Origin of the sequence: Georgenia satyanarayanai (assembly GCF_023715365.1) — a bacterium.
Lineage (GTDB): Bacteria > Actinomycetota > Actinomycetes > Actinomycetales > Actinomycetaceae > Oceanitalea > Oceanitalea satyanarayanai_B.
This window is the reverse complement of the sequence record NZ_JAMBNZ010000002.1, coordinates 386,974-399,706: the sequence shown is the minus strand read 5'-3', so window position 1 is coordinate 399,706 and position 12,733 is coordinate 386,974. Positions and strand designations below refer to the sequence as shown.

General features: G+C 72.0%; 9 protein-coding genes. 3 read left to right on the top strand and 6 right to left on the bottom strand.

The genetic code is table 11. The features are described from left to right. The first annotated feature begins 83 nt into the window (after positions 1–83). From M3148_RS04055 to M3148_RS04045, 3 genes are all read left to right on the top strand, one after another. The gene (locus M3148_RS04055; RefSeq protein WP_251303348.1) at positions 84–2,237 is read left to right on the top strand and encodes a beta-N-acetylhexosaminidase family protein; all 2,154 of its coding nucleotides are present in this window, start codon (positions 84–86) and stop codon (positions 2,235–2,237) included. Between the two features lie 78 nt (positions 2,238–2,315). Further along, a complete protein-coding gene (locus tag M3148_RS04050) occupies positions 2,316–3,668 on the top strand; it encodes a class II 3-deoxy-7-phosphoheptulonate synthase (protein ID WP_251303347.1) in 1,353 nt (450 codons plus the stop codon). Between the two features lie 22 nt (positions 3,669–3,690). Continuing rightward, entirely contained in the window at positions 3,691–4,293 is a 603-nt protein-coding gene (locus M3148_RS04045) for a molybdopterin-dependent oxidoreductase (RefSeq protein WP_251303346.1), read from the top strand. Positions 4,294–4,391: 98 nt separating this feature from the next. On the opposite strand, the gene M3148_RS04040 is transcribed toward M3148_RS04045, so the two are convergent. The 6 genes from M3148_RS04040 to M3148_RS04015 all read right to left on the bottom strand — a co-directional run bounded on the left by M3148_RS04040 (position 4,392) and on the right by M3148_RS04015 (position 12,681). Continuing rightward, complete coding sequence (locus tag M3148_RS04040) at positions 4,392–6,080, bottom strand: FAD-binding oxidoreductase (RefSeq protein WP_251303345.1); 1,689 nt, start codon at positions 6,078–6,080, stop codon at positions 4,392–4,394. After that, positions 6,077–6,847, bottom strand: a complete 771-nt coding sequence (locus M3148_RS04035; protein ID WP_251303344.1) for a lysophospholipid acyltransferase family protein — start codon at positions 6,845–6,847, stop codon at positions 6,077–6,079. Before M3148_RS04035 ends, M3148_RS04040 begins: the two co-directional genes overlap by 4 nt. Continuing rightward, positions 6,844–7,665, bottom strand: coding sequence for an SDR family NAD(P)-dependent oxidoreductase (locus tag M3148_RS04030; RefSeq protein ID WP_251303343.1), 822 nt, complete (start codon positions 7,663–7,665; stop codon positions 6,844–6,846). Before M3148_RS04030 ends, M3148_RS04035 begins: the two co-directional genes overlap by 4 nt. Continuing rightward, entirely contained in the window at positions 7,662–9,929 is a 2,268-nt protein-coding gene (locus M3148_RS04025; protein WP_251303342.1) for an HAD-IB family hydrolase, read from the bottom strand. The genes M3148_RS04030 and M3148_RS04025 overlap by 4 nt, the downstream gene beginning before the upstream one ends. A 164-nt stretch (positions 9,930–10,093) precedes the next feature. Then, positions 10,094–10,852 (bottom strand): anaerobic ribonucleoside-triphosphate reductase activating protein, encoded by a 759-nt coding sequence (locus tag M3148_RS04020; RefSeq protein WP_251303341.1) that lies wholly within the window; start codon positions 10,850–10,852, stop codon positions 10,094–10,096. Then, positions 10,849–12,681 carry a ribonucleoside triphosphate reductase gene (locus tag M3148_RS04015; protein WP_251303340.1) on the bottom strand — a complete coding sequence of 611 codons (1,833 nt, stop codon included), beginning with the start codon at positions 12,679–12,681 and terminating at the stop codon, positions 10,849–10,851. Before M3148_RS04015 ends, M3148_RS04020 begins: the two co-directional genes overlap by 4 nt. Positions 12,682–12,733 lie beyond the last annotated feature (52 nt).

Genomic DNA, 12,733 nt, shown 5'->3' with positions numbered 1-12,733 from the left:
GACCGTCGTGTGGGCCGGGGCACAGGCTGGGGGCACTCGTCCGGCGCCCGCCGGACGTGCTCCAGCCGAGAGGTGCTTCACCGATGAGACATCCCGTCCTGGCCTCGGGGGTGACGCTCGCGCTGGCCGCCGGCGCGGTCGCGCTCCCGTCGTCGACCTCGCCCGCCGCAGCCGCCCTGCCCGACCCCCTCCTCGTCCCGGCCCCGGTCGAGGCGACCTACACGGGTGAGTCGGTGCCCGTCGACGATGTCACCGTCGTGACGGACGAGACGACCGACGCCGCCGCGCTCGCCGCGCTCCTCGACGCGCTCGACGCGTACGGCGTCGAGGACGTCACCGTGCTCGAGCCGGGGCAGGAGCCCGCGGGCTTCGCGGTCGCGGTCGTCGGGGCCGACGCCGTCGAGGACGAGGGCGTGCCGGAGCAGGCCGAGGGCTACGCGCTCGTCAGCGACGCGGACGGTGCACTCGTCGTCGGGCGCGACGGCGCCGGGCAGTTCTACGGCGTCCAGACGCTCGTCCAGCTGCTCGACGAGGTCAACGGCGACACCGAGCTGCGGGAGGCCGCCGTCATCGACTATCCGGCGATGGCGCTGCGCGGGACGATCGAGGGCTTCTACGGCGAGCCCTGGACGCACGCCGAGCGGCTCGACCATCTCGACTTCCTCGGCTCGGTCAAGGCCAACACCTACGTCTACGCCCCCAAGGACGACCCGTACCACCGCGACCAGTGGCGCGAGCCGTACCCCGAGGACACCCTCGCCGAGCTCACCGAGCTCATCGCACGCGCCGACGAGAACCACGTCCAGTTCACCTTCGCCGTCTCCCCGGGCGTGTCGATCTGCTATTCCGACCCGGAGCACCGCGCCGACCTCGAGGCGAAGCTCGACGCGATCTACGACGCCGGGGGCCGCTCCTTCTACATCGCCCTCGACGACATCGCCTACACCGACTGGAACTGCGAGGCCGACGCCGAGGCGTACGGCCCGGCCGGTCAGGCGGCTGCGGCGGCCGCACAGGTCGACCTCCTCAACGACGTCCAGCAGACGTGGGTGGCCGAGCGCGAGGGCGTGCGCCCGCTGCAGATGGTCCCCACCGAGTACGGGGACCTCAAGGCCACCGCGTACAAGGACGTCATCCGCGAGACGCTCGACCCGGCCGTCGTCATCCAGTGGACCGGCACCGACGTCGTGCCCACCTCGATCACCACCGAGGACGCCGAGCGGTTCTCCGAGCTCTACGGGCGGCCGGCGTTCCTCTGGGACAACTACCCGGTCAACGACTTCGGTGACACGGCCGGACGCCTCCTGCTCGGCCCGTACGCCTACCGCGACAACGGCCTGTCCGAGCACCTCACCGGGATCGTGTCCAACCCGATGAACCAGCCCTACGCCTCGGAGGTCGTCGTCGCGAGCGTCGCCGACTTCGCCTGGAACGACGCCACCTTCGACGCCGAGGAGTCGTGGCTGCGCTCTCTCGCCCTCCTCGCCGGTGGCGACGCCGACGTCACGGCCGCCCTCGCCGTCTTCGCCGACCTCAACCGGCAGGCGCCGACCTTCGGTGCCGAGCCGTGGCAGCCGCAGGCACCGGGTCTCACGGCTCTGGCGGAGGAGTTCCGCACGACGTGGGAGGAGGGCGACACCGACGGCGCCCTGGACCTGCTCAGCGCCTACGCCGAGCTGCTCGCCGTGGTCCCGGAGCTCATCACCGACGGCGTGCACGACGGCTTCCTCGCCGACGCCGCCCGGTGGCTGGAGTCCACCGAGCTGTGGGCGGACGCGCTGCGTGACGCCATCGCCTCCGTCGACGCGCGCCTGGCCGGTGACGCCGAGGCCGGGGAGGAGCTGGCGGCGCGTGCGAGCGAGGGTGCGTCGGCCGCGGCCGACGTCCGTGTCGACCCGCTGCGCAACCGCTGGCCGGCCGACAGCCGGGTCAAGGTGGGTGACGGCGTGCTCGACGTCCTCATCGAGGACCTGCTCGCCCTCGAGGTGAGCGTGCCGGAGCCGACCGAGCCGCCCACCGACGGCCCGAGCCCCGAGCCCACCGACGCCACGCCCGTACCAACGGACGACGCGCCCGGGACCGGCTCCGGTGAGGCGACGGACGACGCCTCGGCCGCGCCGGGCGGCTCCCTCCCGAGCACGGGCGCCGGCGGCGTCGCGGGGTACGTCGCCCTGGCGGCCGTGCTCGCGGCGCTCGGCGGCGGGCTCCTCCTGCGCCGGCGGACCGCCGGCGCCTGACCGCACAGCACCAGGGCCCCTTCCCACCGGTCGGACCGGTGGGAAGGGGCCCTCGTCGTTCGTCGTATTGTGGAGCGCGTGAGTATCGAGGCTGATCCCGCGGTCCTGCGCGGGCTGGACAACTGGCGCGACCTTCCTGCATCCCAGCAGCCGGAGTGGCGCAGCACCGAGGAGCTGCGAGCCGTCACCGACGAGCTCGCCGCCTCCCCGCCGCTCGTCTTCGCCGGCGAGGCCGACCAGCTGCGCGAGCACCTGGCCAAGGCCTCCCGAGGGGAGGCGTTCCTCCTCCAGGGCGGTGACTGCGCCGAGACCTTCGCGGAGTCGACGGCGGACAACATCCGCAACAAGATCCGCACCATCCTCCAGATGGCGGTCGTCCTCACCTACGGCGCGAGCCTGCCCATCATCAAGATGGGCCGCATGGCCGGGCAGTACGCCAAGCCGCGCAGCAACACGATGGAGACGCGCGACGGCGTCGAGCTGCCCGCCTACCGTGGCGACGCCGTCAACGGCCACGCCTTCACCTCCGAGTCGCGGGTCCCGGACCCGAACCGGCTGCTGTCCGCCTACCACCGGTCCGCCACGACGCTCAACCTCATCCGCGCCTTCACGGGCGGCGGCTTCGCCGACCTGCGGCTCGTGCACGAGTGGAACCGTGGCTTCACCACCAACCCGGCCTACAAGCGCTACGAGCAGCTGGCCGCGGAGATCGACCGCGCGGTGCGTTTCATGGCTGCCGCGGGCGCCGACTTCGACGCGCTGCGCACCGTGGACTTCTACTCCAGCCACGAGGCGCTGCTCCTCGACTACGAGCGCGCGATGACCCGTATCGACTCGCGTACCGGGCACCCGTACAACACCTCCGGACACTTCCTGTGGATCGGGGAGCGCACCCGTGAGCTCGATGGCGCGCACGTCGACCTCCTCTCCCGCGTGCACAACCCCATCGGCGTCAAGCTCGGTCCGACGACCACGCCGGAGACCGCCCTCGCCCTGCAGGAGCGGCTCAACCCGGAGGGCACCCCCGGGCGCCTCACCTTCATCACGCGCATGGGCGCCGAGCGGGTCCGCGACGTCCTGCCGGGCCTGCTGTCCGCCGTCGCCGCGGAGGGCAGCCCCGTCACGTGGGTGTGCGACCCGATGCACGGCAACACCTTCTCCTCGCCGAGCGGGTACAAGACCCGCCGCTTCGACACGGTCCTTGACGAGGTCCGCGGCTTCTTCGAGGCGCACCAGGCGGCGGGCACCGTCCCGGGTGGCCTGCACGTGGAGCTCACCGGCGATGACGTCACCGAGGTGCTCGGCGGCGGTGAGGAGATCGACGAGGGCGCGCTCAGCCGCCGCTACGAGACACTCGTCGACCCCCGGCTCAACCACCAGCAGTCGCTGGAGATGGCCTTCGCCGTCGCGGAGATGCTCCGCGGGAGCTGATGGCCGGGGATCGGGGGGAGAGGTGAGCACGGCGGGGGCGATCGAGGTCCCGCCCGAGCGGAGCGTCCCGCCCGGGCAGCACCTCGTCGCCGAGGCACCGGTCATGCACTACGGTCCGGTGCCTCGCCCGCGGCCGGACCGGTGGGACTTCGCCGTCGGTGGGCTGACCCGCGACGGCGCGGAACACCGCTTCTCGCTCGACGAGGTCCTCGCGATGGCACCGGTCGAGGTCCTCGGTGACCTCCACTGCTCGGCGCGGTGGAGCACGCTCGACGAACGGTGGTCCGGCGTGGCGGCCCGCGCGCTGGTCGAGGCTGCGCCCCCGGCGGACGGCATCGAGGACGTCCTCGTCTTCGCCGAGTACGGCTACAGCGCGACCATCCGGGTCGAGGACCTCATGTCTGCCCGTGCCGTCCTGGCGACCCACCACGACGGCGTGCCCCTCACCCAGGAGCGCGGCGCGCCGCTGCGGCTGGTCATCCCGCACCTGTACTCGTGGAAGAGCCCCAAGTGGGTGCGCGGGTGGAACTACACCGCGGCGCCGGAGCGCGGCTTCTGGGAGCAGCGCGGCTACCACCTGCGCGGCGACGCCTGGCGCGAGGAGCGCTACTCCTACCAGGAGTGACCTGGCCTCCCCCCGCCCGATAACCGCCGAGAGCGGAGCTGTTACCGGATCCGGTGACAACTCCGCTCTCGGCGGCTATGGGGAGGGCGTGGGCTCGGTCACCACTCGCGGGAGGCGGGGATGAGGGTGCCGGGGTTGAGGTTGCGGCCCGGGTCCACGCCCTGGAGCAGCGTCACCTGGACGTCGACGCCGGCGGCGGAGATGTCCTCCTCCAGCCAGGGTGCGTGGTCAGTGCCCACGCCGTGGTGGTGGGAGATGGTCCCGCCGTTGTCGACGAAGGACTGCTGGATCGCGCTCTTGACCACCCAGTACTGGCGCAGCTGCTCCTCCATGTCCGGGCTCCCGGACACGAAGGCGAAGGTGAAGTACAGGCAGGCGCCAGAGTGGTAGCTGTGCGAGAGGTGGCACATGATGTAGCCGCGCACGCCCAGGGAGTCAAAGGCCTCCCGGGCCGCCCGCAGCGTGAGGTGGTAAACCTCCATGAGCCGCGACCACGGCATCGCGGTCTCCGAGACGTCGGCGAGGGCGCCGATGTCGAGGAGGAAGTCGCGCAGGTAGGGGGTGTCGAACTTCTTCTGGTCGTACAGCGCGCCGGGGCCCTTGCCGAGCTTGACGCCGCCGTGCTCGCGGACGATCTTCCCGACCGTCGCCTTGTCCGCCTTGACGCGGGCGCTGCCGCCCTCGTAGCCGACGTAGCTGAGGCAGGCCTTGTCCAGGTCCCAGCCGCGCTTCTCGAGGAAGCCGAACAGGCCGTCCTGGACGACCTTCTTCGCGCCCTTGGACGCCTTCTGCGTGGAGAGCGAGAACGCCGTCTCGTTGCCGTCGGAGACGCGGGTGACCGACGGGCGGGCGTCGGACACCGAGATCGCGTGCATGGCCTGGACCGCGCTGCCCCAGTTGGGGAAGAGGTAGGCGATGATCTCGCGGTTCTCCGGGAGCCGGTGGACGTGGACCCATGCCTCGGTGATGACCCCCAGGCGCCCCTCGGAGCCGAGGATCATCTCGCGCACGCTCGGGCCGGAGGACGTGCTCGGCAGCGGACGCAGGTCGATGACCTTGCCGGGCAGCACGACCCGCATGCCTCGGGTGATGTCGGCGATGTCGCCGTACTTGTCGGACTGCATGCCCGAGGAGCGGGTGGCGATCCACCCGCCGAGCGTCGAGTGCTTGAAGCTGTCGGGCTGGTGGCCCATCGTCCACCCGCGGGCGGTCAGCTGCTCCTCGAGGTCCGGGCCCAGGACGCCGGCCTGCACGCGGGCCAGGCCCGCGTCCTCGTCGACCTCCAGGACGCGGTTGAGGCGTCCGAGGTCGAGGGAGACGACCGGGCGGGTCTCCTCGGCGGGCGGCGTGAGGGAGCCGGAGATGTTCGAGCCGCCACCAAAGGGGATGAGGACGGCGTCGCTCGCGACGACGGCGTCGACGACGGCGCGCACCTCCTCCTCGGTGCCGGGGTAGACGACGACGTCGGGCACGCGCGGCAGGTGGCCGGCGCGGACCCGGACGAGGTCGACCAGGCCCTTGCCGTAGGTGTGGATCACACGGTCGAGGTCGGAGCTGACGACGTGGTCCTCACCGAGCGCGGAGCGCAGCTCGGCGGCGAGGTCCTCCGGGAGCCGGGAGGCGGGGACGTCGATGTCGTCAAAGGACGGCGGGGGCGAGCCCGGGGCCGAGAGGTCGATCCCGATCCTGTCCAAGACAAAGGGCGCCATCTTCGGCTTGTCCCGGTAGTTGAAGGCGATGCCCTCCACTCCCCAGCCCCACCACTTCTGGTGTGTCACTCCCGTCACGAAGCCTCCTCCTGGGACCGGCCCTCCGGCCCGCCCCTCCTCGAGTCGCCGACGACGTACGGCGTCTGCATGGTCATCATGGTGCTGATGTGCTGGGCGATGCGGTCGCTGAACTCGCGGGCCGTCTCCCCGGGGTGGGGGCGCATCGGTCGGCCGACGAGCACCTGGACGCGCGGGCGTCCGGGCACGGGCCAGAAGCGGCCCACCGGCATCGCCTCGTGGGTGCCGAGGAGCGCGACCGGCACGCACGGGACCCCGGAGGCTGAGCACAGCACGGCCGCACCGGGCTTGAAGGGGCGCATGACGCCGTCGCGGCTGCGCGTGCCCTCCGGGAAGAGCAGGATGGGCAGGCCGCTGCCGAGCAGGCGCTGGGACATGCCCTTGTTGCGCCCGCGGCCGCCGGTGCGCTCGATCGGGTAGGTGTTGAAGAACAGCGAGGTGAGCGCCTTGACCCACCAGCGCGAGTAGAAGTAGTCGGCGGCGGCGCCGACGGTCAGCCGCTTGGTGAGGCGGTAGGGCAGCTGGGACACGAGGACACCGGTGTCCAGGTGGCTGCAGTGGTTGGCGACGATGACGAACGGGCCACGCAGCGAGTCGACGTTGTCGGTGCCCTCGACCGACGTCGTCGTCACCGCCGAGACCACAGGGCGCAGCACGAGACGCTGCGCGACGAAACGCATGGCCCGGTGCCACCGGGCGTGGTAGCGGCTCAGGCTGGAGGCACCCTCGCCCCCGCGGCCACCGCGTGCGGAGTCCCCCTCGGTCACGACCGACCTCCCTGGATGAGTGCGGTGGCGCGCCGCACGAGCGGCCGCGGAGCGTGCGCGGCAAGGAAGGCGATGACGCGGAAACGAAGGGAGGGCACCGAGCGGACCCGTCCGTTCTCGACGTCCTCCAGTGCGTCGGCGACGACGCGGTCGGCCTCGAGCCAGAGAAAGCCCGGGATTGCGCTCGTGCGGATCTTCGCCCGCTCGTGGAACTCGGTGCGCACCCAGCCCGGCACGAGGGCGGTGGCCTGGACGCCGGTCCCGGCGAGTTCGAGGGACAGGGACTCGGAGTAGGTCCCCACCCACGACTTGATCGCCGAGTAGGCGCCCATGGGGACGAGCCCGGCCACCGAGGCGACGTTGACGATGACGCCGCGCCCCCGAGCGACCATCGCGCGGCCCGCGGCGTTGCCGAGGACGAGGACGGCTCGGACCATGACGTCCAGCGACCGCTCGACCTCGGTGAGGTCCTCCGCCAGCAGGGGCACGTGCACGCCGTGGCCGGCGTTGTTGACGAGCACGTCGACGGGGGAGTCCGCGTCGAGGAGCCGCGCCGCGACGGCGTCCACGTCGTCGCGCGCTGCCAGGTCGGCCACGAGCGTCTCCACCTCGACACCGTAGCGCCATCGCAGCTGCTCGGCCGTCTTCTCCAACCGCTCCCGGTTCCGGGCGACGAGGACGAGCGACAGGCCGCGGGCGGCCAGCGCGCGGGCGAACTCGAGGCCGAGGCCGGAGGTGCCGCCGGTGACGAGCGCCCGCCCGCCCAGGACGGAGGACTCGGCGGGCGCCGACAGCGGGCGCCGGGGACTGGTCGTCATCGCTGGACGCCCTCCTTGAGGCTGCGCAGGACGGGTGCCACCCGGCCCTCGACCGTCGTCGTCCAGGAGAGGACCGGCCAGCGCTGGGCACGTGCGTAACGGTAGAGCTGCGCGTCGGGGTTGACCACACGGGGGTTGCCGACGACCTCGAGCCAGGGGCGGTCGGCGTAGCTGTCGCCGTAGGCGTAGGACGCGGACAGGTCCAGCTCCTCGTCGCGGGCGTAGCGCGTCAGCCACGTGGCCCGTGACTCCCCGACGAGCGGGGAGGCGAGGAGGTGGCCGGTCCAGCGGCCGTCGTCGTCCTTCTCCATCTGTCCCGCGACGACGACGTCGAAGAGCGGCGCGAGCGGCTCGACGAAGACGTCGATCTCGCCGGTGACGAGGACGGTGCGGTGCCCGGCGGCGCGGTGCGCGCGGATCTGGGCGACGGCCTCGGTGAGGACGTCCCGGCGCAGGGAGTCCTGGACGCGGTCGAGGATCGCCGCCCGCAGCTCGGCCTCGTGGGTGCCGGCGTAGCGGCGCATGAAGGTGCGGATGAAGTCGCCTCGGTCGCGCATCTCGGCCTGGAGGTAGCGCGGGCCGAGGGCGACGAGGTTGCCCAGCGCCTTGGGCCAGCCCGAGGGCGGCTGGGTGGCGAGCTCGACCCACAGGTACTGCTCGACGAGGGTCGCGGCGATGACGGTGCGCTGGAGGTCGAAGACCGCGACGACGTCGCTGCGCTCGGGCAGCTCGGTGACGCGCGGCGTCCCGGCCTTGGGCCGCTCCCCGCGCATGAGCCCGGGCACCCCGGGGATGTGGACCTCCTGGAGGTAGTGCCGCCAGTCGATCTCGGTGACGTCGAAGCCGTGCTCGACCTGCCGCTCCGGAGGCAGGGAGGCGTGCAGCGCGCGGGTGCGGGCGTCGTCGAAGATGACCTCGATCTGCGTGTACGGCTGGTAGAGCGCGGTGAACTTGCGCAGCGTGTTGATGTCGCGGCGCGCCTTGTAGAGCGTGGACATCCACTCGCGGGTGCGGGCGCGGGCGGGCAGGCGCCCGACGGCGCGATCGGCGATCTCCACGGCCTTCTCCCGGCGGCGCACGGCGCGCTCGACGGCGCCGCGGTGGGGGAAGGACCACGAGGGTACCGAGACGTGGGAGCCGCTGGAGTCCTTGAGCGGGTTGGCGGAGAAGTACTCGCGCACGTACTCGTAGAGCTTGCCGAAGCGCAGCGGGTTCGAGATCCCCGAGGAGACCTGGTAGTAGCTGGCCTCACCCGTCTGCGGCGGCGCGGCGGCCGCGGCGAGGATCGCGTTGACGACGAAGTCGACGGGGATGACGTCGAGGACCGTGTCCGCCAGCGCCGGGAACTCCGGGAGCATGCCGCGCCCGTAGGCGGCGATGAGGGGGTCGGCGACCTTGAAGCCGTCGATCCAGCCCGGGTAGGGGTGGCGGAAGGAGGACTCGATGATCGTGGGGCGCACGACCGACAGCCGGTGGCCCCCGCCCTGCCACAGGCTCTCCGCGACCCGCTCGCCCATCGCCTTGGTGAAGGTGTAGACGTCCGGCCAGCCGAGGGACTCCGCACGGGTGCGGGCGTGGTGGACGAGCTCCTCGCGGACCCACGCGGCGCGGGCGGCCTCGGCGGCCTGGGAGACCGCGCGCGGACCGGCGCGGCGGTGGTCGGTGTCGGCCTGGCGCAGCAGCGGCTCGAGCACGTCGGGACGTCGGGAGGCCTCCTCGGCGGTCTGGCGGGCGGCGAGGGCGGAGCGGAGCTCGGTGCGGTAGTCGACCTCGTGGTCGAGGCTGCGTTCCTCAGCCACGCCCTTGCGCAGGCCGGCGACGTAGCTCGTCGAGACGTGGACGACGTGCGGGTCGGTCCCGGTGGCGAGGAGCCGCTCGTAGAGGTTGACCGGCCCGGCGACGTTAGCGGCGAAGGCCTCGTCCACGGGCAGGTCGAAGGACACGCTCGAGGCGGAGTGGACGACGACGTCGAGGTCGTCGGGCAGCTCGGGGACGTCCTCGAGGTCGCCGGGGATGACGGTGACCCGCTCGGTGAACGCGGCCAGCGCGTTCTCCTCGCCGACCGAGTCGCGCCAGCTGCGAAAGACCGGCTTGCGCAGGAGCTTCTCCGCGCGGCGCTGGGCGCTGAGGTCGCCCCGGGGGCGGACGAGGATGCTGACACGGGTTGTCGGGTAGGCGGCGAGCAGCTTCTCGACGACGGCCTGGCCGACGAAGCCGGTGGCGCCCGTGACGAGGACGTGCGCGTGCTCCAACGGTGAGTGCATCTGCCGAACTCTATAGCCGGGAGCCCGCTGACCAGAACCAGCACGCCCGCGCGCGCCGCCCGCACCCCCCTTCCTCCCATATGCGGGATTCCTGCGGCCGTCCACCGGGGAGGACTGCAGCTTTCCCGCATATGCGGGTTGTGCGGGCGTGCGGGGCGGGCGGGTCAGGCGGGGCGGAGTTCGTAGTGCGGCAGGCCTAGCGCGGCGATTCGGTCGCTCAGGGTCGTCACCTCCTCCTGCCAGGCGCGGTGGTCGGCCGACGCGTGCTCGGCGGCGAACTCCGCGCGCGTTCCGGCCGTGCGGACCACCTGGAGGGCGAAGGCGCGGGCGCCGGCGTCGCGGGCGCGCAGGGCGATCTCGACGGCGTGGCGGGCGGCGGGGGAGCCGGGCGCGACGGTCGTGCGCACCTCGTGGTCGACGCCGGACGCGACGAGCAGGTCGAGGCACTCCCACGCGAGGTGGCCCGAGCCAGACCGCCGCACGACGTCGTCGTAGTCCGCGGGCAGCGCCTTGAGGTCCAGGCCCACCCAGTCGACGTCACCGAGCACCGCGGCCAGCCGCCGCGGGTAGGGCCCCGCGGTGTGCAGGCCGACGGCGAACCCGAGCCCGCGTACCTCGCGGACGGCGGGGAGGAGCGCGGCCTGCCGGGTGGCCTCCCCACCGGACATGACGACGGCGTCCAGGAGGCGCCGTCGTCGGCGGAGGAAGGCGAGCACGTCCGCCCAGGGAAGCGTGCCGGGCGTGCGCGGCGCGATGAGCGCCGGGTTGTGGCAGTAGGAGCAGTCCCAGGGGCAGCCCTGGCAGAAGACCGTCGCGGCGAGCCGTCCGGGCCAGTCGACCGTCGACAGCGGCGTCATGCCGGCGACCTGGAGGTCGCCGGCGCGGGGCGGTGCGGGCGGCCGGCCCGCCGCGACGGCGGTCACGGCGCCACGACGGGGGAGGAGGCGGCGGCCTGCTCGGTGAACAACTCCCGCTCGGCGTACTCGCCCTTCTTGCCGATGTTGAAGGAGCTGACCGGCCGGAAGTAGCCCATGACGCGGGTCCACACCTCGCAGGCCACCGGCTCCTCGCGCTCGACGGCGCAGCGCGGGCAGCTGTGGTGCTCACCGGAGAGGTAGCCGTGGTTCGGGCACACCGAGAAGGTCGGGGTGATGGTGATGTAGGGAAGTCGGAAGCTCTCCAGCGCACGGCGCACGATCTCCTTGCACGCCTGCGCGGAGGAGATCCGTTCGCTCATGTACAGGTGCAGGACCGTGCCGCCGGTGTACTTCCCCTGCAGCTCCTCCTGCCGCTCGAGCGCCTCGAAGGGGTCGTCGGTGAAGCCGACCGGCAGCTGGGAGGAGTTCGTGTAGTAGGGGTTGGCGTCGGTGCCGGCCTGGAGGATGCCGGGGAATCGCTTGCGGTCCTCCTTGGCGAAGCGGTAGGTCGTGCCCTCGGCCGGCGTCGCCTCGAGGTTGTACAGGTGCCCGGTGGCCTCCTGGTACTCGACCATCCGCTTGCGGACGTGGTCGAGGAGACGGGCGCACAGCGCGTGGCCTCGCGGGTCGGTGAGGTCGTACTCACCGAGGGTGAAGTTGCGGACCATCTCGTTCATGCCGTTGACGCCGATGGTCGAGAAGTGGTTGTCCAGCGTCCCGAGGTAGCGGCGGGTCCAGGGGAACAGGCCGCCGTCGATGTGCTCCTGGATGACCACGCGCTTGAGCTCCAGGGTGTCGCGGGCAACGTCCATGAGCTCGTCGAGACGGCGCACGAGCCCGGGCTCGTCGTGGGCGTGGAGATAGCCCAGGCGGGCCATGTTGACCGTGACGACGCCGAGCGAGCCGGTCTGCTCCGCCGAGCCGAAGAGACCGTTGCCGCGCTTGAGGAGCTCGCGCAGGTCCAGCTGCAGGCGGCAGCACATCGAGCGGATCATGCCCGGGTCGAGGTCGGAGCTGATGAAGTTCTGGAAGTAGGGCAGCCCGTACTTCGCGGTCATCGCGAAGAGCCGTTCGGTGTTCTCCGCGTCCCAGTCGAAGTCCTTGGTGATGTTGTAGGTGGGGATCGGGAAGGTGAAGACCTGCCCGTTCGCGTCGCCCTCGGTCATCACCTCCATGTAGGCGCGGTTGACGAGGTCCATCTCGTGCTGGAGCTCGCCGTAGGTGAAGTCGCAGGGCTCACCGCCGATGAGCGGCACCTGCTCGCGCAGGTCGGCCGGGCAGGTCCAGTCGAAGGTGAGGTTGGTGAACGGGGTCTGGGTGCCCCACCGCGAGGGGACGTTGAGGTTGTACACGAGCTCCTGCACGCACTGCTTGACCTGGTCATAGGTCATGGCGTCGAGCCGGACGAAGGGCGCCATGTAGGTGTCGAAGGAGCTGAAGGCCTGCGCCCCGGCCCACTCGTTCTGCAGGGTGCCGAGGAAGTTGACAACCTGCCCGACGGCGGAGGAGAGGTGGCGGGCGGGCGCGGCGGAGATGGCACCGGGGACGCCGTTGAGGCCCTCCTCGAGGAGCCGGCGCAGGGACCAGCCGGCGCAGTAGCCGGCGAACATGTCGAGGTCGTGGATGTGGAGATCGCCCTCGCGGTGGGCACGGCCGGCCTCGGGCGCGTACACATGGTCGAGCCAGTAGTTGGCGATGACCTTGCCCGAGGTGTTGAGCATCATCCCGCCGAGCGAGTAGCCCTGGTTGGCGTTGGCGTTGACCCGCCAGTCGCTGCGGTCGAGGTACTCCTCGACGGTCGTGACCGGGTCGACGTGGGTGGGGCGGTGGTCCATGGGTACTCCCGAGGCTCGTGCGGTCTGTGGCAGGACAGACGTTAGAGGCGGC